Here is a 24,180-nt window from a genome sequence, read left to right on the forward strand (position 1 = left end):
AGGAGTAACAGTCTATGAACGAGAAAACAAAAGCTTACCTAGCAGCCTTATCCTTTTCAGCAATCATTGGATTTTCTTTTTTATTTACTAAGATTGCTTTAGGCTATGCCAGTCCTCTCACAAACTTAGCGCATCGCTATACAATCGCAGCTTTAGTAATGGTCGTTCTTCATCAAACCAAATTTATCAAAGTGAGTTTAAGTAGAAAAGATATTCTTTCTATTCTTCCTATGAGTCTTTTCTATCCTCTTCTCTTTTTTATTTTTCAATCCTTTGCTTTACAGTATATATCGTCTTCTGAAGCTGGAATTTTACAGGCTCTTGTCCCGATTTTTACGCTCCTTTTAGCATCGGCCTTTCTCAAGGAAAAGACAAGCTTGCTTCAAAAGTTCTTTTTATTTTTATCCGTAGCAGGAGTAGTTTTCATCTTCCTTAGTAAAGGAGCTAACTTTGGTACTGAAACTGCTAGCTTTGGCTTTCTCTTGATGTTGGGATCTGTTCTCGCCAATGCAATAAACAATATCCTCAGCAAGTCCAAAGGAGGACGCTATCGGGCTATGGATATGACAGCTGTTGTGATATTTGTTGGCTTCGTCACCTTTAATACGCTGAGTCTGATCTCGCACTATCTAGATGGCAACATATTAGCTTACTTTGTGCCGCTCGGACAGCTTCCTTATCTGCTTTCAGTGCTCTATTTGGGAATTCTAGCCTCTATCGTTACTGGTAGTCTCTCTATCTATGCTATTGTTCGACTTGGAGCATCAACCGTCAGTGTCTTTGGAAATCTTGGGACAGTTTTGACTATTGTAGCCGGAGCTCTTATCCTCCACGAACCAATTTATAGCTACCATGTGATAGGAGCCACTATGATTATTGCTGGAATTTTAGGCATGAATCTGATGAGAAGAAAGTAAAGATTGCTGAGCAGTCTTTTTCTTAATCAAAGTTATTCAGAAAATTCAAAAATTTTAATGTAATCAAGTTTGGGACACGATGATTTTAATATAGCATGATAAAATAGATAAAAAGAACGATACTAGGATAAAGAGGAGAGAGTGTAGAAATGAAGCAAAATGATATAGATGAAGCTATTGCTTTTTATAACAGAAAGACCGAGACTTTGGTACGTCACGTTATACCAGTCGTAGATTGTGATTTGGTTGTTTATCATCGTCCTGGAAATACAAATAAAGGCCACGTTATTTTTTATCATGGAGCTTGTGGACGTAGTCAGATGTGGGCTCACCAGTATGATGCCTTTGAAGGATTTGACCTCTACTTTGTCAATGTTAGAGGACAGGGTGAATCACCTATGAAAGTTGGTTTACCTGACTTAGAAGGCGCTGTTCAAGATGTAGATGCTATTTTGTCCTATTTCCAGCTAGATAAGGTGATATTGGTTGGTCATTCTTGGGGAGGAAATCCACTTCAAGAGTACACCTATCGCCATCCAGAAAGAGTTCTAGCCTTGGTTATGGTGGATAGTTGGGGACAGCACCGTTACCTATCAGATAAAGAGAAAAATCGCATAAAATATAGTTCCCTTATGTATAAAACGATTCCTTGGAAGTTGATTGCAGATAAAAATTCAAAAATGTGTACAGATAATCCTATCACAAGAGAATTAGTCAAGACGGCAATTATAGAAACTGGGAGAGATGTTTTTTTGAACCTTGGAATCACAGGTTTCTTAGCTGTCCATGAGATAGAAGGTTATCAAGGAAATCCTCCTATGCTATTAGTAAGAGGCGAAAATGATTTTCCCAAACACCTAAAAATGATCTACGATGGTATCATTGCCTTAAATCCCAATGCGCGTCAAGTAACAATTGCAGATAGTAAACACCAACCGATGAATGATCATCCTGAAGAGTTTAATCAGCTTATTGGTGAATTCTTTGAAGAAGTAGTAGGCACGTAGGATAGGATCTATCCAACTTGTGAAAATCCTTGGAACGTGATAAAATAAAGGATAAGGATTTTTAATAATTCATTATATAGAATGAGTGGATTTCTTTATGAAGAGGATTGAAGTATCTACAGAAATTGGAAGTCTTTCTGTTGCTTATCAAAAGCAAAAGAAAATGCTAGTTTGTTTAAGTGGCGCAGGTTTGCTACCAAGTTATGAAAATTTTTCACTTATACTTGAAAAACTTCCTCCTACAATTGGTTATTTGACAATTGATTTTCCGAACACAGGTAGGAGTCTGATTCATGACCAAGCTGGAAAAAATCTAGATAATCTTGCAGATGCGGTTTATGAAGTACTTGAAGAATTAGGGATTTCTGAATATATACTTTGTGCACATAGTTTGAGTGGAATTTTAGCTTGCAAATTACTCAAGAAACCAATTAAGTGTCAGGCTTTAGTAGCAATTGAACCGACAACTAAAAAAGTCATGTTTGCTGATTTTTCAGAAAATCCTTATCCAGAAATGGAAGAGCAGATGAGTCTGATTGACGAGTGTGGTCCTGAATTGTATTTTAAGAATTTAACTCAAGAGACATTTAGCCCTGAAATTAATAAAGAAATCTGGGCAATAATGCAAGAAAAAGGCTCAGAGTTGGAAAATCTAGATCCAGGATTTCAGATATCTGGAGAGATTACTGAGGAAGATTTTGAGAATTTGTCGATAGAAGCTTATGCCCCTGTATTTATTTTTTGTCAGGCTTATAGAGAAAAAGAGTACAGAGAATCAGAATATTGGACTTCCAATACTAAACTCATTTTAGGAGGGAATCACCATTATTTACAGTGGTCTGAATCCGAAAAAATTGCGACTATTATTCGAGAATTGTCAGAATAAGATGGAAAGAAATAGATACAGGAGACAAGATGAACTACTTTAATGTTGGGAAAATCGTCAATACGCAAGGATTGCAGGGTGAGATGCGAGTCTTGTCTGTGACAGATTTTGCAGAAGAACGGTTTAAAAAAGGGGCTGAGCTGGCCTTGTTTGATGAAAAAGATCAGTTTGTTCAAACAGTGACCATTGCTAGCCACCGTAAACAGAAGAACTTTGACATTATTAAATTCAAAGATATGTACCATATCAATGCTATTGAAAAGTATAAAGGTTATAGTCTCAAGGTCGCTGAGGAAGATTTAAACGATTTAGATGATGGTGAATTTTACTATCACGAGATTATCGGTTTGGAAGTCTATGAGGGTGATAATTTTGTTGGAACCATCAAGGAAATCCTGCAACCAGGTGCCAACGATGTCTGGGTGGTCAAGCGAAAAGGTAAACGTGATTTGCTCTTGCCTTATATCCCACCAGTGGTTCTCAATGTCGATATTCCAAATAAACGGGTCGATGTGGAAATCTTAGAAGGGTTAGACTATGAAGATTGATATTTTAACCCTCTTTCCAGAGATGTTTTCTCCACTGGAGCACTCAATTGTTGGAAAGGCTCGAGAAAAAGGGCTCTTGGATATCCAGTATCATAACTTCCGAGAAAATGCTGAAAAGGCCCGCCATGTTGACGATGAGCCCTACGGAGGCGGTCAGGGGATGTTGCTCCGTGCCCAACCCATTTTCGATGCCTTTGATGCTATTGAAAAGAAAAATCCGCGCGTCATTCTCCTAGACCCAGCTGGCAAGCAGTTTGATCAGGCTTATGCTGAGGACTTAGCTCAAGAGGAAGAGCTAATCTTTATCTGTGGGCACTATGAGGGGTATGATGAGCGAATTAAGACCTTGGTAACGGATGAGATTTCTTTGGGTGACTATGTCCTGACTGGTGGAGAGTTGGCGGCTATGACCATGATTGATGCTACGGTTCGCCTGATTCCAGAAGTGATTGGCAAGGAGTCCAGCCATCAAGATGATAGTTTTTCTTCAGGCCTTCTAGAATACCCTCAGTACACACGTCCCTATGATTATCGAGGCATGATTGTGCCGGATATTCTGATGAGCGGGCACCATGAAAAGATTCGTCAGTGGCGCCTGTATGAGAGTTTGAAGAAAACCTACGAGCGCAGACCAGATTTGCTTGAACATTATCAACTGACAGCAGAAGAAGAAAAAATGCTGGCAGAAATCAAAGAAAACAAAGAATAAAGGAGATACCTATGCAAGTAATCAAACGTGATGGAGAAATTGCTGAATTTAATCCAGATAAGATTTACCAAGCTATCTTAAAGGCAGCCCAGACTGTCTATGTATTGACAGATGATTTGCGTCAAAACCTTGCACAAGTCACTAAGAAAGTGGTTTTGGATTTGGAAGAAGCCAAGGTGGAACGTGCTACCATTAGCATGATTCAGTCTATGGTTGAACATCGTTTACTGGGTGCAGGTTATATTACCATTGCAGAACACTACATTTCCTATCGTCTACAACGTGACTTGGAAAGAAGTGGTTATGGAGATCATATTGCAGTTCATTTACATTTTGAACAAGTTCGCTAAGAAAAAGAGTGGGATGAAGCAACTACATCTCACTCTTTCTTAAATCTATTTTTTTGGGCTGTTTGGACGGTTGAAGGGACAAATCGCAGGCGTTGAATATCGCTTATGCGGATAATACGAGTCACATTTTTGGCAAAATTTTTCACGATAATTTGCTGGCGTTGTTGATCGTATTTGATGATGTCACCTGTAAAGCTTGTCTCAGACAAGATAAGGTGAACGGCGGTTTGTTTCTGGATAGCCTCTTCAATAGTGGCTGTAAGGGAGTTGCTTTCAGTCTGGTCAGGTTGGTCATGTCCATTTAAAAAATCATGTATTTTACCTAGAACTTGCTGGAATTTATGTCTCATATTGGCCTCCCTTCTTTTATATCAATATTATATAAAATTTTCCTAAAATCTACAAGATTTTACGAATAATCAGATGAAAGTTAAAAAAGGAGAAGAAAATGGCAGAATTTACATTTGAAATCGAAGAGCACTTGCTGACTCTTTCTGAAAACGAAAAAGGTTGGACCAAGGAAATCAACCGTGTGAGCTTTAATGGTGCTCCTGCAAAGTTTGATATTCGTGCTTGGAGCCCAGATCATACTAAAATGGGCAAAGGGATTACTCTCTCCAATGAAGAATTTCAAACAATGGTGGATGCCTTTAAAAGCAACTAGGTTTTCAAAATGAAAGAAAAGGATATTGAGTCATGACAACTCGATATCCTTTTTTAGTTAGCAAAGTAAGCCTGATTTTTAAGGCGTTGAAGTAATGGACGGCTAATAAAACTAATAGCAATAATTTTACCAAGGTCTGGGATAATAAAGGGAAATACCCCCACAGCAAGAGCTTTTTCAAATGGCATTCCAGCTAGGAAATGTAATCCAATGATCCCACCAACAAAAACAAGTGTATCTCCCAAGAGATTTGCTAGAAAAATTCTGACAAAACCACTATCACTGTTAGTTAGAGAAGAGGTAAGTCCAGAATAAACAAGATAAAACCAAAGATATCCTGCAGTAGGACCAATCAAAGCATGAAATCCAGCTCCACCTCCTGCAAAAACAGGAAGACCGATGGCACCTAGAAGAAGATAGAGTCCAACAGAAAGTACAGCCTCTCTCGGTCTAAAGACAGTAGCAATCAAGCCGATTGCAAAGTTCTGCAGAGTGAAGGGAACAGGTCCAATTGGAAGACTGATTTGTGCTAAAACAGCAATGAGAGCAGCCCCAATAGCAGGGATAGCATAAACGTGAGCTTTTTTCAAAATAGTTAACCTCTTTTCTTATGTATAGTAACTATTATACTTAATTTAATATCATTGTCAACCTATTTTTATAACAAAGGTAACAAAAAACTGTAACGGCCGATTTTGCTTACTGGTTAAGTTGGATAATTGTTTTGTTGATTCGAAAACATCAAAAAAGAAGCCGACATATTTGTATCAGCTTCTTTTGTTTCGATTAACGCATGGTTACAAATTCTTCGGATGCAGTTGGGTGAATCGCCACAGTTGCATCAAAGTCTGCCTTGGTTGCTCCCATTTTGATAGCAACAGCAAATCCTTGAATCATTTCATCAACACCGTAGCCAATTCCATGAAGTCCGACAACTTTTTCTTCTGAACCAGTTGTGATCAATTTGAAACGTGTTTCTTGACGGTTGCAAGTGCAAGCAGAGTACATAGAAGTAAAGCTTGATTTGTAAACCTTGATTTGGTCTTGACCGTATTCTTTAATAGCTTGCTCTTCGGTCAATCCAACAGTTCCGATAGCAGGGTGTGAAAAGACAACGGTTGGAATAGTTGAGTAGTCCATTTTAGCAGTTGTTTTTCCGTTAAAGAGACGTTCAGACAAAGTACGTCCAGCCTTGATAGCAACTGGAGTTAGTTCTTTTTCGCCTGTTACATCACCTAGAGCGTAGATTCCTTCAACAACAGTATTTTGGTATTCATCCACTTGGATAAAGCCACGTTCGTTCAGAGTTACTCCAGCTTTTTCAAGTTGCAATCCCTTAACGTTTGGACGGCGACCTGTAGCCCAGATAACTTGGCTAGCTGTGTGACTAGTTCCGTCTTCAAAATGAATGGTAATGCCTTCAGCAGTTTTTTCTAACTTGACAGGGACTTTGTGAGTATGAAGTGGCAAGTTTGTTCTTTCCATTTCCTTGACCAAACCTTCAACGATATAAGAATCAAAACCACGTAAAGGACGATTGCGGCGAACAAAGAGGTCTGTCTTGACACCAAAGGTGTGAAGTACTCCAGCCAATTCAACAGCGATATAACCCGCGCCTAGAATAGCAACTGACTCTGGCAATTCTTCCCAAGCAAATACATCATCAGAAGAGCCACCTAGCTCAGCACCAGGAATATTTGGAATACTTGGGTGGGCACCAGTAGCAATCACGATATGTTTAGCACGAATCAGTTCACCATTTACGCTGACAGTATGAGAATCTACAAATTCAGCATGACCTTCAATCAAGTCTACTCCGTTTCGTTTAAAACTGCCATCATAAGAAGAACGAGCGCGATCAATGTAGGCTTCACGATTGCGACGTAGGGTTGCAAAGTCAAAGTTAAGATCAGTAGTCTTAAAGCCGTAGTCTTCTCCAAATTGATGGAAAGTTTCAGCGATTTGCGCCCCGTACCACATGATTTTTTTAGGAACACAACCGACGTTGACACAGGTTCCACCTAGTTTCTTTTCCTCAATAACGGCCGCTTTGGCACCATGTTCACCAGCACGGTTCATGGTAGCAATTCCTCCGCTGCCTCCACCGATAGCAATGATATCATATTCTCTCATTGAAAACTCCTTTGTACTCTTTTAAATAGTAGAGTGTCATTTTTTGATAGTCATATTCTATCTTTTTTTTGAATTGATTGCAAAAATCTGCTACGTTCAAAAAAAGTTTAAGAAAAGGCTTGCAAAAGGGAAAAATAAAGTATATTATATATCTAGTACAACGATAAAAAATTTCCGAACAATAAGTGAATCCTGAAATGTCATTATTTCGTTCTAAAATGTTATTGTTTCAAATTGATAATTTTTGTATAATATTGTTAAGAACTTTAAATCAAAAAGGAGTTTCATTATGAAAAAGAATGGTAAAGCTAAAAAGTGGCAATTGTATGCAGCAGTTGGTGCTGCCAGTGTAGTTGTATTGGGTGCTGGGGGCATTTTGCTCTTTAGACAACCTTCTCAGACTGCTGTAAAAGATGAGGCTACTCATCTGGTTGTTGCCAAGGAAGGAAGCGTGGCATCCTCTGTTTTATTGTCAGGGACAGTAACAGCAAAAAATGAACAATATGTTTATTTTGATGCTAGTAAGGGTGATTTAGATGAAATCCTTGTTTCTGTGGGTGATAAGGTCAGTGAAGGACAGGCTTTAGTCAAGTACAGTAGTTCAGAAGCCCAGGCGGCCTATGATTCAGCGAGTCGAGCAGTAGCTAAGGCAGATCGTCATATCAACGAACTCAACCAAGCACGCAATGAAGCCGCTTCAGCTCCCGCTCCACAGTTACCAACACCAGCAGGAGGCGAAGGAACTGCAACGCAAACTCCAGCTCCAGTCGCAGGAAATTCAGTATCCTCTATTGATGCACAATTAGGTGATGCTCGTGATGCCCGTGCAGATGCAGCAGCGCAATTAAGCAAGGCTCAAAGTCAGTTGGATGCAATGACGGTTCTCAGTACCCTAGACGGGACTGTGGTCGAAGTCAATCGTAACGTTTCCAAATCTCCAACAGGAGCTAGCCAGGTGGTAGTGCATGTCGTAAGTAATGAAAACTTGCAAGTTAAGGGGGAATTATCTGAATACAATCTTGCAAACCTATCTGTAGGTCAAGAAGTAACCTTTACTTCTAAAGTTTATCAAGATAAGAGATGGACTGGTAAGATTAGCTATATCTCTGATTACCCTAAAAACAATGGCGAAGCAGCAAGTACAGCTACCGCAGCTGCTGGTAATTCTGGTTCTAAATATCCATATACCATTGATGTTACAAGTGAAATTGGTGACTTGAAACAAGGATTCTCAGTAAGTGTTGAGGTCAAGAATAAGAGTAAAGCTATTTTGGTTCCTCTAACAAGTATTGTGACCGAAAATGATAAGAACTATGTCTGGGTGCTTGACGAGCAGAAAAAGGCCAAGAAAGTGGAAGTTGGTTTGGGAAATGCTGATGCAGACAACCAAGAAATCACTTCAGGTCTGACAAATGGAGTCAAGGTCATCAGTAACCCAACGTCTTCTCTAGAGGAAGGAAAAGAGGTGAAGGCTGATGAAGCAACTAATTAGTCTAAAAAATATATGCAGAAGCTACCGTAACGGTGACCAAGAACTGCAGGTTCTCAAAAATATCAACCTAGAAGTGAATGAGGGTGAATTTGTTGCCATCATGGGACCATCTGGTTCTGGTAAGTCTACTCTGATGAATACGATTGGCATGTTGGATACACCAAGCAGTGGAGAATATTATCTTGAAGGCCAAGAAGTAGCTGGACTGGGCGAAAAGCAACTAGCCAAGGTCCGCAACCAACAAATCGGATTTGTTTTTCAGCAGTTCTTTCTTTTATCCAAACTCAATGCTCTGCAAAATGTAGAATTGCCCTTGATTTACGCAGGAGTTTCGGCTTCAAAACGGCGCAAGTTAGCTGAGGAATATCTAGATAAGGTTGAATTGACAGAACGTAGTCATCATTTACCTTCGGAATTATCTGGTGGTCAAAAGCAACGTGTGGCTATTGCGCGTGCCTTGGTAAACAATCCTTCTATTATCTTAGCAGACGAACCGACAGGAGCCTTGGATACTAAAACAGGGAATCAAATCATGCAATTATTAGTTGACTTGAATAAAGAAGGAAAAACTATTATTATGGTAACGCATGAGCCTGAAATTGCTGCTTATGCCAAACGTCAGATTGTCATTCGCGATGGAGTTATTTCATCTGATAGTGCTCAGTTAGAAAAGGAGGAAAACTAAGATGCAGAATCTGAAATTTGCCTTTTCATCTATTATGGCTCACAAGATGCGTTCTTTGCTTACCATGATTGGGATTATTATCGGTGTTTCATCGGTTGTTGTGATTATGGCTCTGGGTGATTCTATGTCTCGACAGCTCAATAAAAATATGACCAGATCTCAAAAAAATATCAGTGTCTTTTTCTCTTCTAAAAAAAGTAAAGATGGATCTTTTACTCAGAAACAATCAGCTTTTACGGTTTCTGGAAAAGAAGAGGAAGTTCATGTTGAACCACCAAAACCGCAAGAATCTTGGGTCAAGGAGGCAGCCAAACTGAAGGGAGTGGATAATTACTATGTAACCAACTCAACGAACGCCATCTTGACCTATAAAGATAAAAAGGTTGAAAATGCTAATTTGACAGGTGGTAACAGAACTTATATGGAGGCTGTTAACAATGAAATTCTTGCAGGTCGTAGTCTGAGAGAACAAGATTTCAAAGAATTTGCAAGTGTCATTTTGCTTGATGAAGAATTATCCATTAGTCTATTTGGATCTCCTCAAGAGGCTATTAACAAGGTTGTAGAAGTCAATGGTTTTAGTTATCGAGTCATTGGTGTTTATACTAGCCAAGAATCTAAAAATTCAAAAATGTATGGTCTTGGCGGCTTACCCATTACCACAAATATCTCTCTTGCTGCGAATTTTAATGTAGATGAAATAGCTAATATTGTCTTTCGAGTGAATGACACAAGTTTGACTCAAACTCTGGGGCCAGAATTAGCACGAAAAATGACAGAGCTTGCTGGCTTGCAACAGGGAGAATATCAAGTGGCAGATGAGTCAGCTGCATTTGCAGAAGTTCAACAATTGTTTAGTTTTATGACGACGATTATTAGTGCCATCGCAGGAATATCTCTCTTTGTTGGAGGGACTGGTGTTATGAACATCATGCTGGTTTCGGTGACGGAACGTACTCGTGAGATTGGTCTTCGTAAGGCTTTGGGTGCAACACGTGCCAATATTTTAATCCAGTTTTTGATTGAATCTATGATTTTGACCTTGCTTGGTGGAGTCATTGGTTTGACAATTGCGACAGGCTTAACCGCTATAGCTGGTATACTTTTACAAGGTTTGATTGCGGGTATAGAAGTGGGAGTGTCAATCCCAGTTGCCCTATTTAGTCTTGCGGTTTCGGCTAGTGTGGGTATGATTTTTGGAGTCTTGCCAGCCAACAAGGCATCGAAACTTGATCCAATTGAAGCTCTTCGTTATGAATAAGATCAACAAGATGGACACTTGTCTATCTTGTTTTTGTATGGATTTCCCTATCGAAAATCCTTAAAAATGTGATATAATGAAGTGTTAGAAAAACAGGTTTCATTTGCCTGGAAAGGAAAAATTATGTCTGAAAAGAATTTTTATATTACAACACCGATTTACTATCCATCTGGTAAACTTCATATCGGTTCTGCCTACACAACTATCGCCTGTGATGTCTTAGCACGTTACAAACGCCTGATGGGCTACGATGTCTTTTATCTGACAGGTCTTGATGAGCATGGTCAGAAAATCCAGCAGAAAGCTGAAGAAGCTGGCATCACACCTCAATCTTATGTTGATGGAATGGCAGTTGGAGTTAAAGAACTCTGGCAATTACTAGATATCTCATACGATAAATTTATCCGTACAACTGATGACTACCATGAAAAAGTTGTCGCACAGGTCTTTGAGCGCTTGCTTGCTCAAGATGATATCTATTTGGGTGAATACTCTGGTTGGTACTCAGTATCAGATGAGGAATTCTTTACAGAAAGCCAGCTTGCGGAAGTTTTCCGTGACGAAGCTGGAAATGTGACTGGAGGTATTGCTCCATCAGGTCACGAGGTTGAATGGGTATCTGAAGAATCATACTTCCTTCGCCTCAGCAAATACCAAGATCGTTTGGTAGACTTTTTCAAAGCTCATCCTGACTTTATCACTCCAGATGGTCGTCTGAATGAAATGTTGCGTAACTTCATTGAGCCAGGTTTAGAGGATTTGGCTGTTTCTCGTACAACCTTTACATGGGGAGTGCCTGTCCCATCAAATCCTAAACACGTTGTCTATGTTTGGATTGATGCCCTTCTTAACTATGCGACAGCTCTTGGCTACGGTCAAGATGAACACGGTAACTTTGACAAGTTCTGGAATGGAACTGTCTTCCACATGGTAGGAAAAGATATCCTTCGATTCCACTCGATTTACTGGCCAATCCTTCTTATGATGTTGGATATCAAATTGCCAGATCGTTTGATTGCCCATGGTTGGTTTGTCATGAAAGACGGTAAGATGTCTAAGTCTAAAGGGAATGTTGTTTACCCTGAAATGTTGGTAGAGCGTTATGGACTAGATCCACTTCGTTACTACCTCATGCGTAGCCTTCCAGTTGGTTCAGACGGAACCTTCACACCAGAGGACTATGTAGGCCGTATCAACTATGAATTGGCCAATGACCTTGGAAACCTCCTCAACCGTACGGTTTCCATGATTAACAAATATTTTGATGGTCAAGTCCCTGCATATGTAGAAGGTGTGACTGAATTTGACCATGCTCTTGCTGACGTTGCAGAACAATCAATCGCAGACTACCATACCCATATGGAAGCAATCGACTACCCACGTGCACTTGAAGCAGTCTGGACTCTTATCTCTCGTACTAACAAATACATCGACGAGACAGCTCCATGGGTCTTGGCAAAAGATGAAGCACTCCGTGACCAATTGGCAAGTGTCATGAGCCACTTGGCAGCCAGCCTTCGTGTCGTAGCTCACTTGATTGAGCCATTTATGATGGAAACCAGTCGTGCAGTCTTGACTCAACTGGGTCTAGCAGAAGTTTCTAGCCTTGAAAACCTGAACTTGGCAGATTTCCCTGCAGGTGTAACTGTAGTTGCTAAGGGAACACCAATCTTCCCACGTCTCGATATGGAAGAAGAAATCGCCTATATCAAGGAACAAATGGAAGGCAACAAGCCAGCTGTCGAAAAAGAATGGAATCCAGATGAAGTTGAACTCAAACTAAACAAGGATGAAATCAAGTTTGAAGACTTTGATAAGGTTGAAATCCGTGTCGCAGAAGTCAAGGAAGTTTCTAAAGTAGAAGGTTCAGATAAGTTGCTCCAATTCCGCTTGGATGCTGGTGATGGTGAAGATCGTCAAATCCTCTCTGGTATTGCGAAATACTATCCAAACGAACAAGAATTGGTCGGTAAGAAAGTTCAAATCGTTGCCAACCTCAAACCACGCAAGATGATGAAAAAATATGTCAGTCAAGGGATGATTCTCTCAGCTGAACATGATGGACAATTAACCCTTCTTACAGTTGATCCAGCTGTACCAAACGGAAGTGTGATTGGGTAAAAATAGACAGGACTAGTTCATGCTAGTTCTGTTTTTTTATTCCAACTATTATGCTTTACAAACTAGTGTGTAAGTGGTATACTAGTTTGTAAAGCTGCTAGTAGGTATTACAAAATAGATTAGAAGGGGGAAGGGATGAAGGAAACTCAACTATTAAAAGGTGTTCTTGAAGGTTGCGTCTTGGATATGATTGGTCAAAAAGAGCGGTATGGTTATGAGTTGGTTCAGACTTTGCGAGAGGCTGGATTTGATACTATCGTTCCAGGAACTATTTATCCTTTGTTGCAAAAGTTAGAAAAAAATCAATGGATAAGAGGCGACATGCGTCCGTCGCCAGATGGTCCAGATCGGAAGTATTTTTCGTTAACGAAAGAAGGAGAAGAGCGTGTCTCGGTCTTTTGGCAACAATGGGACGATTTGAGTCAAAAAGTAGAAGGAATTAAGAATGGAGGGTAAACCATGACGAAAATGAAGTATTATGAAGAAACAAGTGCTTTGTTGCATCAGTTTTCTGAGGAAAATCAGCAGTATTTTGAGGAGCTATGGGATAGTTTTAATCTTGCTGGATTTCTCTATGATGAGGACTATCTTAGAGAGCAGATTTATTTGATGATGTTAGATTTCTCAGAAGCAGAACGAGATGGCATGAGTGCAGAGGAGTATCTAGGTAAGAATCCTAAAAAATTAATGAGAGAGATGCTCAAGGAAGCCCCTCGCAGTTCTATCAAAGAGTCCCTTTTGACGCCAATTCTTGTCCTAGCGGTATTACGCTACTATCAACTATTAGGTGATTTTTCTAAAGGCCCTCTCTTAACAGTCAATTTGCTTACGTTTTTAGGGCAACTTCTTCTTTTTCTGATCGGATTTGGGCTTGTGGCTACAATTTTACGAAGAAGTTTAGTCCAAGATTCTCCTAAAATGAAAATTGGTACCTATATTGTCGTTGGGGTTCTTGTTCTGCTAGTTGTTCTGGGATATGTAGGAATGGCAAGCTTCATACAAGAAGGAGCCTTTTATCTTCCTGCTCCCTGGGATAGTTTATCTGTCTTTACGATTTCGCTGGTCATCAGTATTTGGAATTGGAAAGAAGCGGTCTTTCGTCCCTTTGTCAGTATGATTGTTGCCCACCTTATTGTAGGCTCTCTGCTCCGTTACTATGAGTGGATGGGAATTTCAAATGTTTTTCTTACAAAATTCATTCCTTTAGGAATTCTCTTTATTGGAATCTTTCTCTTGTTCCGTGGGTTTAAGAAGATAAAATGGAGTGAAATATAGTCAAAAAGCCGTTGCAAAGCGGTTTTTTGTTATAATGAAGGGAAGAATATTAGAAATTTAAGGAGAAAAATTTGATGAGATACATAACTCTTGGTCAAGATGACAAAGAATTATCAGAAATTGTTCTCGGAATGATGAGAATAGAAAATAAGTCTGTAAAAGAAGTTGAAGAGCTTGTAGAAACAGCACTTTCTGTTGGAATCAATGCTTTTGACTTGGCTGATATTTATGGTCGTGGTCGTTGTGAAGAACTGTTAGGTCTTGTCCTAAAAAATCGTCCAGATTTAAGAGAAGAGATGTGGATTCAGTCCAAATGTGGCATTCGCATTGAGGAATTTACCTATTTTGATTTTTCTAAGGACTATATCATAAAATCAGTAGATGGTATTTTGCAAAGATTGAAGATAGATCATCTAGATAGCTTGCTTCTTCATCGACCAGATGCTTTGATGGAATCTGACCAAGTAGCAGAAGCCTTTGATCTCCTTTATAAACAAGGTAAGGTTCGAGATTTTGGAGTTTCTAATCAAAATCCTATGATGATGGAGTTACTTAAAAAAGATGTTAAGCAGCCGTTAGCTGTTAATCAGCTACAATTGAGTGCGGCTTTTACACCAGGATTCGAATCAGGTTTTCATGCTAATATGGAAGATAGTCAAGCAGCTATGCGAGATGGCAGCATTTTTGAATATTGCAAATTACACGATGTGGTCATTCAAGCATGGTCTGTCTTACAATTTGGGTATTTTAAAGGGAATTTTGTTGGAAACGAGAAATTTCAAGCTTTAAATCAAGTACTTGATCGTTTAGCTATTAAATATGGTGTAACCCCTTCAACTATTGCCATTTCTTGGATATTGCGTTATCCAGCAAAAATGCAGGCAGTCGTAGGTACAACAAATCCTAAGCACTTGAGAGAAGTTAGCCAAGCGGCAAACTTTAGCTTAACAAGAAAAGAATGGTATGAAATTTATCTTGCTGCAGGGAATAATTTGCCGTAAGTAGAAGCAGATGTAAATAAATCACATTCAAAAAGCCGTTGCAAAGCGGTTTTTTGTTATAATTAAATGAAGAATATAGAATTAAAGGAGAAAAACATGACATTTGAAGAGATCCTACCTGGGTTAAAGGCTAAGAAAAAATATGTACGAACTGGTTGGGGAGGTGCTGAAAACTATGTCCAACTTTTTGACACCATTGAACAAAACGGGGTTGCACTTGAAGTGACACCTTATTTCCTAATCAACGTGTCTGGAGAAGGAGAAGGTTTTTCCATGTGGAGTCCGACACCTTGTGATGTTTTGGCGACAGATTGGGTAGAAGTGAATGACTAAACGTGTATTGATTACAGGAGTGAGTTCAGGGATCGGTCTGGCTCAAGCTCGCCTCTTTTTAGAGAATAGCTATCAAGTTTACGGAGTTGACCAAGGTGAAAATCCACTCTTAGAGGGTGATTTTCACTTTTTACAGAGAGATTTGACCTTGGACTTGGAGCCAATTTTTGACTGGTGTCCTCAGGTGGATGTTTTGTGCAATACTGCTGGAGTTTTGGATGCTTACAAACCACTGTTGGAACAAACAGCGCAGGAAATTCAAGAGATTTTTGAAATCAACTACCTGACTCCTGTTGAGTTGACTCGCTATTATTTGACACAAATGCTGGAGAATAAAAAAGGAATCATAATCAATATGTGTTCCATTGCTTCAAATCTAGCAGGAGGTGGTGGTCACGCCTATACTTCATCTAAGCATGCGTTGGCTGGATTTACCAAGCAGTTGGCTCTAGACTATGCTGAAGATGGAATTCAGGTCTTTGGGATTGCTCCAGGAGCTGTCAAGACAGCTATGACCGCTGCGGATTTTGAGCCAGATGGCCTAGCAGACTGGGTAGCTAGTGAAACACCAATCAAGCGCTGGATTGAGCCAGAGGAAGTGGCAGAAGTCAGTCTCTTTTTGGCGAGTGGAAAGGCATCTGCCATGCAAGGACAAATTCTGACAATAGACGGTGGATGGTCTTTGAAGTAGGAGTAATTGGATGGAAATCAAAAATCACTTTGGAGTCTACGCTGTTTGCTTTGAAAATGGGAAGTTACTCTGCATTGAAAAAACGATAGGCCCTTATCAAAATCGGTACGATCTACCTGGAGGCAGTCAGCAACTTGGTGAAGAACTGACGGAAACGCTGACTAGAGAAGTTATGGAAGAGACGGGATTTACTGTTAGAAGCTACTCTAATCCTCGAATCTACGATGTTTTCGTCAGGGAAGAGTTAAAAAATTTTATGGTTCACCATGTCATGACCTTGTATGATGTTGAAATGAATGAGAGTGCACCTCAAGTTACGATTTCGGAAGCTGTGTCTGATGGTGCGAATGATTCGCTTGGATATATTTGGATGGATATTCAAGAAATCACAGAAGAAAATGCATCGCCATTAGTCTTGAAGGTTAAGTCTGAACTATTAGGATTTCCAGAACTGGACAAGACCTCTTACATGAATTGGAAGGTGAATGATGAGAAACCAACTAGCTCTTAGTGGCGAAAAAATTATTGAAAAAGTTTACCCACAACTATTTCACCACATTGGCATGATTCGTGGGGAATATTTGTTGAGAGAGCTCAATCAAAACATCCTATTACCAAGTTGTCGGCAATTTGTAAAAGATTATCTAGAGACTATCTGCTCCCTGTACTCAGATGAAGAAGTTTGGTATCGTTTTTCTGAATTAACGAATACAGAAGCCAATTGTTTAGTGGGGACTAAAGAGTATTTTGATGAAAATCATCCCTTGTTTGGTTATAGAGGAATTAGGCGTTTACTAGCGTGTCTGGATGAATTTCAGGCTGAGGCAAATGTCGTTACAGAGGTTTATCAAAATAATCCCAATCTGTCTCTTATTTTTCCTTTTGTCAATGATGCTGAACAGTTAAAGCAAGCTATTAGAGTATTGCGTCAGCATGGTTTTACTGGGAAAATTGCCACGATGATTGAATTACCGTCAGCTTATTTTGACTTAGACAGGATACTGGAAACGGGTATTTCAAAGATTGTAGTTGGAATGAATGATTTGACTTCTTTTATTTTTGCGACTGTGAGAAAGAGTCAATGGCATGATATGGAAAGTCCAATAATGTTAGATATGCTGAGACAGATGCAGGATAAAGCAAGGAAGAATAAGATTGATTATGCTGTAGCAGGCTATCTGAATACTTCTTTCATACAAAAAATGAATCAGATGGGTATCGAATGCATTATCCACTATAGTTCTATTCCAGAGATTTTTAATTTAGAGATTGACCATCCAGACCATCTTAAACACATAAAAGAAGAAAGTAAGAAATTACAAAGGAGCGCCCATGACACCGCAAGAAATGTGGAATGCCTACAAGCAAATCAATCCCTCGATTGGAGATGAGATAGATGCTTGGGCTTTTGGAGTGGAACCAGATCTTTTAGCAGATTTGGTTTTAAGAGGCGAAAAAACAGCAACAGCATCAGCCTACGACCTCTATGCACTAGAAGCCGAGTTTCTTCCTCAAGAAGGAACTTTTGATGTCATTTTAGATAGTCAAAATAAGGCTGTCTGTATTGTCGAAATTACAAAGGTTTCTGTCCAGCCCTTCAATCAAGTTTCTGCTCAACATGCCTATAAGGAAGGAGAGGGAGATAAATCCTTAGCTTATTGGCGTCAGGTTCATGAGGATTGTTTCGCCGAGTGGCTGAGAGAAGCAGGATTGACTTTTACACCTGAAAGCAAGGTTGTTTTAGAAGAATTTCGCAAGGTCTACCCACTGTAGACTATTAGAAGGAAGAAAGTTTTGGAAATGACCGTCCAATCCTTTTTTCTCAAGCAAAACATGATATAATAAGTTTGTTTGAAGAAGAGCTCTAGCTCTTAAACTTAGAATAGGAGAAAACTATGCAAGCAGTTGAACATTTCATTAAGCAATTTGTTCCTGAACATTATGATTTATTTTTAGACTTGAGTCGTGAGACCAAGACCTTTTCTGGAAAGGTGACCATCACTGGTCAAGCACAGAGCGACCGTATTTCCCTCCACCAAAAAGACTTGGAAATCGCTTCTGTAGAAGTTGCAGGGGTAGCTCGCCCATTCACAGTTGATCATGACAATGAAGCCCTTCATATTGAATTAGCTGAGGCTGGTCAAGTTGAAGTGGTTATCGCTTTCTCAGGAAAAATTACAGACAACATGACAGGGATTTACCCATCTTACTACACAGTTGATGGAGTCAAGAAGGAAGTCTTGTCTACTCAATTTGAGAGCCATTTTGCGCGCGAAGCCTTCCCATGTGTGGATGAGCCAGAAGCCAAAGCAACTTTTGATCTTTCTTTACGTTTTGACCAAGCAGAAGGTGAATTGGCCTTGTCTAACATGCCAGAAATCGATGTTGAAAACCGTAAGGAAACAGGTATCTGGAAGTTTGAGACAACACCTCGCATGTCTTCTTACCTGTTAGCCTTTGTTGCGGGTGATTTGCAAGGTGTGACGGCTAAAACTAAAAACGGTACCCTTGTAGGTGTTTATTCAACCAAAGCCCACCCACTATCTAACCTTGATTTCTCACTGGATATCGCTGTTCGCTCTATCGAGTTTTACGAAGATTATTACGGAGTGAAATACCCAATTCCACAATCTCTTCACATCGCTCTTCCTGATTTTTCATCAGGTGCCATGGAAAACTGGGGTCTCGTAACCTATCGTGAAGTTTACTTGGTTGTGGATGAAAACTCAACATTTGCTAGCCGCCAACAAGTTGCCCTTGTTGTGGCCCATGAATTGGCTCACCAATGGTTTGGTAACCTTGTTACTATGAAATGGTGGGATGACCTTTGGCTCAATGAAAGCTTTGCTAACATGATGGAGTACGTCTGTGTGGATGCTATTGAACCAAGCTGGAATATCTTTGAAGATTTCCAAACAGGTGGTGTTCCATCTGCCTTGAAACGTGATGCGACTGATGGTGTTCAATCTGTTCACGTCGAAGTTAAACATCCAGATGAAATCAATACGCTCTTTGACGGAGCTATCGTCTATGCCAAAGGAAGTCGCCTCATGCACATGCTTCGTCGTTGGCTAGGAGATGCTGATTTTGCTAAAGGTTTGCATGCCTACTTTGAAAAACATCAGTACAGCAATACAATTGGTCGCGACCTTTGGAATGCCCTAGGTCAAGCATCAGGACGTGATGTTGCAGCCTTTATGGATTCTTGGTTGGAACAACCTGGTTATCCAGTTCTCACTGTCAAAGTTGAAAATGATGTCTTGAAGATTTCACAAAAACAATTCTTCATCGGTGAGCACGAAGACAAGAACCGTCTCTGGGTAGTGCCACTTAACAGCAACTGGAAAGGCTTGCCTGATACACTTGAAACTGAAAGTATCGAAATTCCTGGCTACGTAGCTCTTCTTGCTGAAAATGGCGGAGCCCTTCGTTTCAATACTGAAAATACAGCCCACTACATTACAGATTACCAAGGAGATTTGTTAGAAGCTGTTCTTGCTGACCTAGTTGAGCTGGATAACACAAGTAAACTGCAAATCGTTCAAGAACGTCGTTTGCTTGCTGAAGCAGGGCACATTTCTTATTCTGACTTGCTTCCTGTCCTTGATAAACTTGCTAAGGAAGAATCATACCTTGTCGTTTCAGCTGTTTCTCAAGTAATTTCTGCCCTTGAGCGCTTTATCGATGAAGGAACAGAAGCTGAAAGAGCCTTCAAATCCTTGGTTGCTAAATTGGCTCGTCATAATTATGACCGTCTTGGTTTTGAAGCTAAAGATGGCGAATCAGATGAAGATGAATTGGTTCGTCAGTTAGCTATTTCTATGATGATTCGCTCAAATGATGCAGAGGCTAGCCAAGTCGCTAGCCAAATCTTCGAAGCTCACAAGGAGAATCTTGCAGGACTTCCAGCAGCCATCCGTTCCCAAGTCCTAATCAATGAAATGAAACATCACGAGACCAAGGATTTGGTAGCAACTTATCTTGACCTCTACACTCATGCAACAGATGCAGTCTTTAAACGCCAGTTGGCAGGAGCTCTTGCCTACAGCATAGATGCAGAAAACATTCAAACTCTTCTTGCAACTTGGAAGGACAAATTTGTCGTCAAGCCACAAGACCTTTCTTCATGGTATCTCCACTTCCTCGGACACCAAGCTACTCAAGAAACTGTTTGGGTATGGGCGCGTGAAAACTGGGCTTGGATTAAGGCAGCTCTTGGTGGTGATATGAGTTTTGATAGTTTTGTTATCTTCCCATCACACATCTTTAAAACTCAGCAACGCTTGGCGGAATACAAAGAATTCTTTGAACCGCAACTTTCTGACCTTGCTCTTAGCCGTAACATCGGTATGGGAATCAAGGACATTGCAGCGCGTGTTGACTTGATTAACCGTGAAAAAGCTGCAGTGGAAGCAGTTGTTCTTCAATACGGAACTAAATAATTAAGACTAAATAAAAAGAAAACTCAGCTATCTCATGTAAAATGCAGAGAGTTGAGTTTTTTTTAAGGCAAATTTGATATAATGGTTTTAATAAGGAGGAGTTTCTCATGATAAAAATCTTATTGGTTGAGGATGACCTAGGCCTGTCAAATTCAGTATTTGACTTTTTAGACGATTTTGCAGATGTCATGCAGGTATTTGATGGAGAAGAAGGTCTCTACGAAGCTGAAAGTGGCGTCTATGACTTGATTTTGCTCGATTTGATGTTACCTGAAAAAAATGGCTTCCAAGTCTTGAAAGAATTGCGTGAAAAGGGAATTACGACACCAGTTCTGATTATGACTGCCAAGGAAAGTTTGGATGACAAGGGACATGGATTTGAATTGGGAGCGGATGATTATCTGACCAAACCTTTCTACCTAGAAGAACTCAAAATGCGTATTCAAGCCCTTCTCAAACGTTCAGGCAAGTTTAATGAAAACACCTTGACTTATGGAAATATTGTAGTTAATTTGTCAACAAATACCGTTAAGGTTGAAGATAATCCAGTCGAATTGCTGGGGAAAGAGTTCGATTTACTAGTTTATTTCCTTCAAAATCAAAATGTTATTTTGCCTAAGACTCAGATTTTTGATCGTCTATGGGGATTTGATAGTGATACAACGATTTCAGTTGTAGAAGTCTATGTTTCAAAAGTCCGTAAGAAATTAAAAGGAACCACTTTTGCAGAGAATTTGCAAACCTTGCGCAGTGTTGGGTATATTTTAAAAGATGTTCAGTAAACTAAAAAAAACATGGTATGCGGATGACTTTAGTTACTTTATTCGCAACTTTGGTGTCTTCACTCTGATTTTCTCTACCATGACCTTGATTATTTTGCAGGTCATGCATTCGAGTCTCTACACTTCGGTGGATGATAAGCTTCATGGCTTGAGCAACAATCCTCAGGCAGTTATTCAGTTGGCGTTAAATAGGGCGACAGAAGAGATTAAAGATTTGGAGAATGCTGCTACAGATACTAGTAAGACTGAGGTGAAACCCAATGTCAGTTCCAACACAGAAGTCATTCTTTTTGATAAGAATTTCACTCAGCTCCTTTCTGGAAATAGATTTTTGGGCTTGGATAAGATTAAGTTAGAAAAGAAAGAACTAGGCCATATCTATCAGATTCAGGTTTTTAATAGCTATGGACAGGAAGAAATCTATCGCATGATTTTGATGGAAACCAATATCAGTTCGGTTTCAACCAATATCAAGTATGCGGCTGTCTTGATTAATACCAGTCAGTTGGAGCAAGCTAGTCAAAAGCATGAGCGATTGATTGTGGTTGTGATGGCAAGTTTCTGGATTCTGTCTTTACTTGCCAGTCTCTATCTAGCTAGGGTCAGTGTTCGGCCCCTGCTTGAGAGCATGCAGAAGCAGCAGTCCTTTGTGGAAAATGCCAGTCATGAGTTACGAACTCCACTTGCTGTTTTGCAAAATCGCTTAGAAACCCTTTTCCGTAAGCCAGAAGCTACCATTATGGATGTGAGCGAAAGTATTGCATCTAGTTTGGAAGAAGTCAGAAATATGCGGTTTTTGACGACAAACTTGTTGAATTTAGCACGTAGAGATGATGGGATTAAGCCAGAACTTGGAGAAGTTCCAACTAGCTTTTTTAATACGACTTTCACAAACTATGAGATGATTGCTTCGGAAAATGACCGTGTCTTCCGTTTTGAAAATCGGATTCATCGAACGATTGTCACAGATCAGCTCCTTTTGAAACAACTGATGACCATCCTATTTGATAATGCTGTCAAGTATACTGAAGAGGATGGTGAAATTGATTTTGTGATTTCAGCGACTGATCGTAATCTCTATTTACTTGTTTCTGATAATGGAGTCGGTATTTCCGCAGAAGATAAGAAGAAAATTTTTGACCGTTTTTATCGAGTGGACAAGGCTAGAACTCGTCAAAAAGGTGGTTTTGGTTTAGGATTATCCCTAGCCAAGCAGATTGTAGATGCCTTAAAAGGAAGCATTACTGTTAAAGATAATAAACCAAAAGGAACAATCTTTGAAGTGAAGATTGCCATCCACACACCATCTAAAAAGAAAAAATAAAAATATCGCTCCAGATGGGGCGATATTTTGGATTTATCTTCTACGTTTTCGTTTGATAATAGATCGTTGAACTTTTAAAACAAGTAAGCTGGATCCGATTGCTGCGGCAAAGGCAAGAGCAGTTGATAATTTTAATGCTAAAAAGATAAAACTAAAGATAGCAATACAGATACAAAAAACAGCGATATTAACAAAAAATAGGATTTCCTTGAGATTAGCATCAGATTGCGCTTCAGGTGTGTAATCTTGATAGCGAGGAACCTGCTGGTTTAATTCTTCTTGATAGTCTACCTCATAGGATTGTAATTTTCTTACGGGCATTATTCTCTCCTTAACAGTACATACCTATTTTACCATTTTTTCAGCAGAGAATTATTACAGAAAGGTTACAAAAAGAATAAAGTACCTTTTCATTTTCAAAGAATGGTTAATTTTGGAGAAATATGGTATAATTTTCCTTATGGAAAAGATTATCATTACAGCAACTGCTGAAAGTATTGAACAAGTTAAACAACTGCTAGAGGCTGGCATAGACCGTATCTATGTTGGTGAGAAAGATTTTGGTCTTCGTCTGCCAACAACCTTTAGTTATGATCAATTGCGTGAAATCGCTAAGCTGGTTCATGATGCGGATAAGGAATTGATTGTTGCAGTAAATGCCCTCATGCACCAAGATATGATGGATCGTATCAAGCCTTTCTTAGACTTTTTGGAAGAAATCAAGACAGACTACATTACGATTGGGGATGCAGGTGTCTTTTACGTAGTCAATCGCGATGGTTATTCCTTTAAGACCATTTACGATGCTTCAACTATGGTGACAAGTAGTCGTCAGATTAACTTCTGGGGACAAAAGGCTGGCGCATCTGAGGCTGTTTTGGCGCGTGAAATTCCATCAGCTGAACTCTTCAAAATGCCAGAAATTTTGGAAATTCCTGCTGAAGTTTTGGTGTACGGAGCTAGCGTCATCCACCATTCTAAACGTCCGCTCTTGCAAAACTACTATAACTTTACGCATATCGATGATGAAAAGACTCGTAAGCGTGACCTCTTCTTGGCTGAGCCAAGTGACCCAGAGAGCCACTATTCCATTTTTGAAGACAATCATGGTACCCACATCTTTGCCAACAATGACCTTGATCTGATGACCAAATTGACAGAATTGGTAGAGCATGGTTTTACTCACTGGAAATTAGAAGGGCTCTACACTCCAGGTCAGAACTTTGTTGAGATTGCGAAACTCTTTATCCAAGCGCGTAGCTTGATTCAAGAGGGAAACTTTAGCCATGACCAAGCCTTCTTGCTGGATGAAGAAGTGCGTAAACTTCACCCTAAAAACCGATTCCTTGATACAGGATTTTATGATTACTATCCTGATATGGTTAAATAAAGTAAATGATTCGTTGAGAGAAGGAAGATACAAACATTTCTTCTCTCAATTTTTCTTATTTCTTCACCATTTTCAAAAAATCAGTAGGCTAGGATGCTCTATTTGGTGGGATTTTTAAGCTAAGTAGTGTCCATGAGTTTGAAAATTATCACATGTTTGCAGGTGCCAA

General features: G+C 39.7%; 27 protein-coding genes. 23 read left to right on the plus strand and 4 right to left on the minus strand.

Annotation, left to right across the window (positions count from 1 at the left end):
* Nucleotides 1–14 precede the first annotated feature (14 nt).
* The 6 genes from GEZ84_RS03160 to GEZ84_RS03185 all read left to right on the plus strand — a co-directional run bounded on the left by GEZ84_RS03160 (nt 15) and on the right by GEZ84_RS03185 (nt 4,417).
* On the plus strand, nt 15–917 hold the full coding sequence (locus tag GEZ84_RS03160) for a DMT family transporter (protein WP_153223457.1): 903 nt from the start codon (nt 15–17) through the stop codon (nt 915–917).
* Between the two features lie 149 nt (nt 918–1,066).
* On the plus strand, nt 1,067–1,924 hold the full coding sequence (locus GEZ84_RS03165; protein WP_153223458.1) for an alpha/beta fold hydrolase: 858 nt from the start codon (nt 1,067–1,069) through the stop codon (nt 1,922–1,924).
* Nucleotides 1,925–2,021: 97 nt separating this feature from the next.
* A complete protein-coding gene (locus GEZ84_RS03170) occupies nt 2,022–2,810 on the plus strand; it encodes an alpha/beta fold hydrolase (protein ID WP_153223459.1) in 789 nt (262 codons plus the stop codon).
* A gap of 29 nt (nt 2,811–2,839) precedes the next feature.
* Nucleotides 2,840–3,358, plus strand: a complete 519-nt coding sequence (gene rimM, locus GEZ84_RS03175) for a ribosome maturation factor RimM (RefSeq protein ID WP_153223460.1) — start codon at nt 2,840–2,842, stop codon at nt 3,356–3,358.
* Nucleotides 3,348–4,067 (plus strand): tRNA (guanosine(37)-N1)-methyltransferase TrmD, encoded by a 720-nt coding sequence (gene trmD / locus GEZ84_RS03180; protein ID WP_153223461.1) that lies wholly within the window; start codon nt 3,348–3,350, stop codon nt 4,065–4,067. The genes rimM and trmD overlap by 11 nt, the downstream gene beginning before the upstream one ends.
* Nucleotides 4,068–4,078: 11 nt before the next feature.
* Nucleotides 4,079–4,417 carry an ATP cone domain-containing protein gene (locus tag GEZ84_RS03185; RefSeq protein ID WP_001196041.1) on the plus strand — a complete coding sequence of 113 codons (339 nt, stop codon included), beginning with the start codon at nt 4,079–4,081 and terminating at the stop codon, nt 4,415–4,417.
* Between the two features lie 29 nt (nt 4,418–4,446).
* On the opposite strand, the gene GEZ84_RS03190 is transcribed toward GEZ84_RS03185, so the two are convergent.
* On the minus strand, nt 4,447–4,767 hold the full coding sequence (locus tag GEZ84_RS03190) for a hypothetical protein (RefSeq protein ID WP_153223462.1): 321 nt from the start codon (nt 4,765–4,767) through the stop codon (nt 4,447–4,449).
* Nucleotides 4,768–4,865: 98 nt separating this feature from the next.
* Here GEZ84_RS03190 and GEZ84_RS03195 point away from each other — a divergent pair, with 98 nt between their 5' ends.
* Complete coding sequence (locus GEZ84_RS03195; protein ID WP_000807423.1) at nt 4,866–5,081, plus strand: YdbC family protein; 216 nt, start codon at nt 4,866–4,868, stop codon at nt 5,079–5,081.
* 53 nt (nt 5,082–5,134) lie between these two features.
* Here GEZ84_RS03195 and GEZ84_RS03200 read toward each other — a convergent pair whose 3' ends face one another.
* The gene (locus tag GEZ84_RS03200) at nt 5,135–5,671 is read right to left on the minus strand and encodes a biotin transporter BioY (RefSeq protein WP_102210716.1); all 537 of its coding nucleotides are present in this window, start codon (nt 5,669–5,671) and stop codon (nt 5,135–5,137) included.
* 196 nt (nt 5,672–5,867) lie between these two features.
* Nucleotides 5,868–7,214, minus strand: a complete 1,347-nt coding sequence (gene gor, locus GEZ84_RS03205) for a glutathione-disulfide reductase (RefSeq protein WP_153223463.1) — start codon at nt 7,212–7,214, stop codon at nt 5,868–5,870.
* A 286-nt stretch (nt 7,215–7,500) separates the two neighbouring features.
* Here gor and GEZ84_RS03210 point away from each other — a divergent pair, with 286 nt between their 5' ends.
* The 15 genes from GEZ84_RS03210 (at nt 7,501) to ciaH (ending at nt 22,621) form a co-directional block, all read left to right on the plus strand.
* A complete protein-coding gene (locus GEZ84_RS03210) occupies nt 7,501–8,706 on the plus strand; it encodes an efflux RND transporter periplasmic adaptor subunit (protein ID WP_025169836.1) in 1,206 nt (401 codons plus the stop codon).
* Complete coding sequence (locus GEZ84_RS03215; RefSeq protein WP_000811469.1) at nt 8,690–9,391, plus strand: ABC transporter ATP-binding protein; 702 nt, start codon at nt 8,690–8,692, stop codon at nt 9,389–9,391. Before GEZ84_RS03210 ends, GEZ84_RS03215 begins: the two co-directional genes overlap by 17 nt.
* A 1-nt stretch (nt 9,392) precedes the next feature.
* Nucleotides 9,393–10,652: an ABC transporter permease gene (locus GEZ84_RS03220; protein ID WP_001180432.1), complete on the plus strand. Its 1,260-nt coding sequence runs from the start codon at nt 9,393–9,395 to the stop codon at nt 10,650–10,652.
* Between the two features lie 123 nt (nt 10,653–10,775).
* Nucleotides 10,776–12,773: a methionine--tRNA ligase gene (gene metG / locus GEZ84_RS03225; protein ID WP_153223464.1), complete on the plus strand. Its 1,998-nt coding sequence runs from the start codon at nt 10,776–10,778 to the stop codon at nt 12,771–12,773.
* Between the two features lie 135 nt (nt 12,774–12,908).
* On the plus strand, nt 12,909–13,229 hold the full coding sequence (locus tag GEZ84_RS03230; protein WP_000665422.1) for a PadR family transcriptional regulator: 321 nt from the start codon (nt 12,909–12,911) through the stop codon (nt 13,227–13,229).
* Between the two features lie 3 nt (nt 13,230–13,232).
* The gene (locus GEZ84_RS03235) at nt 13,233–14,048 is read left to right on the plus strand and encodes a hypothetical protein (protein ID WP_153223465.1); all 816 of its coding nucleotides are present in this window, start codon (nt 13,233–13,235) and stop codon (nt 14,046–14,048) included.
* A 74-nt stretch (nt 14,049–14,122) separates the two neighbouring features.
* Nucleotides 14,123–15,049: an aldo/keto reductase gene (locus GEZ84_RS03240; protein WP_153223466.1), complete on the plus strand. Its 927-nt coding sequence runs from the start codon at nt 14,123–14,125 to the stop codon at nt 15,047–15,049.
* 96 nt (nt 15,050–15,145) lie between these two features.
* Complete coding sequence (locus GEZ84_RS03245) at nt 15,146–15,382, plus strand: DUF2829 domain-containing protein (protein ID WP_000141914.1); 237 nt, start codon at nt 15,146–15,148, stop codon at nt 15,380–15,382.
* Nucleotides 15,375–16,073 (plus strand): 3-oxoacyl-ACP reductase, encoded by a 699-nt coding sequence (locus tag GEZ84_RS03250; RefSeq protein WP_153223467.1) that lies wholly within the window; start codon nt 15,375–15,377, stop codon nt 16,071–16,073. Before GEZ84_RS03245 ends, GEZ84_RS03250 begins: the two co-directional genes overlap by 8 nt.
* Before the next feature lie 10 nt (nt 16,074–16,083).
* A complete protein-coding gene (locus GEZ84_RS03255; protein WP_153223468.1) occupies nt 16,084–16,584 on the plus strand; it encodes an NUDIX hydrolase in 501 nt (166 codons plus the stop codon).
* Nucleotides 16,562–17,464, plus strand: a complete 903-nt coding sequence (locus GEZ84_RS03260) for a putative PEP-binding protein (protein ID WP_153223469.1) — start codon at nt 16,562–16,564, stop codon at nt 17,462–17,464. Before GEZ84_RS03255 ends, GEZ84_RS03260 begins: the two co-directional genes overlap by 23 nt.
* Entirely contained in the window at nt 17,406–17,846 is a 441-nt protein-coding gene (locus GEZ84_RS03265; protein WP_153223470.1) for an ASCH domain-containing protein, read from the plus strand. Before GEZ84_RS03260 ends, GEZ84_RS03265 begins: the two co-directional genes overlap by 59 nt.
* Before the next feature lie 122 nt (nt 17,847–17,968).
* A complete protein-coding gene (locus GEZ84_RS03270; RefSeq protein ID WP_153223471.1) occupies nt 17,969–20,515 on the plus strand; it encodes a M1 family metallopeptidase in 2,547 nt (848 codons plus the stop codon).
* Between the two features lie 107 nt (nt 20,516–20,622).
* A complete protein-coding gene (ciaR, locus tag GEZ84_RS03275) occupies nt 20,623–21,297 on the plus strand; it encodes a two-component system response regulator CiaR (RefSeq protein WP_000590636.1) in 675 nt (224 codons plus the stop codon).
* Complete coding sequence (gene ciaH, locus GEZ84_RS03280) at nt 21,287–22,621, plus strand: two-component system sensor histidine kinase CiaH (protein ID WP_000491802.1); 1,335 nt, start codon at nt 21,287–21,289, stop codon at nt 22,619–22,621. The genes ciaR and ciaH overlap by 11 nt, the downstream gene beginning before the upstream one ends.
* Before the next feature lie 33 nt (nt 22,622–22,654).
* On the opposite strand, the gene GEZ84_RS03285 is transcribed toward ciaH, so the two are convergent.
* On the minus strand, nt 22,655–22,942 hold the full coding sequence (locus tag GEZ84_RS03285; RefSeq protein ID WP_153223472.1) for a DUF3270 domain-containing protein: 288 nt from the start codon (nt 22,940–22,942) through the stop codon (nt 22,655–22,657).
* Nucleotides 22,943–23,081: 139 nt separating this feature from the next.
* Here GEZ84_RS03285 and GEZ84_RS03290 point away from each other — a divergent pair, with 139 nt between their 5' ends.
* Nucleotides 23,082–24,011, plus strand: coding sequence for a peptidase U32 family protein (locus GEZ84_RS03290; RefSeq protein WP_153223473.1), 930 nt, complete (start codon nt 23,082–23,084; stop codon nt 24,009–24,011).
* The last annotated feature ends 169 nt before the right edge of the window (nt 24,012–24,180 follow it).

The sequence above is a fragment of the Streptococcus mitis genome (assembly GCF_009496155.1).
Classification (GTDB): domain Bacteria; phylum Bacillota; class Bacilli; order Lactobacillales; family Streptococcaceae; genus Streptococcus; species Streptococcus mitis_BQ.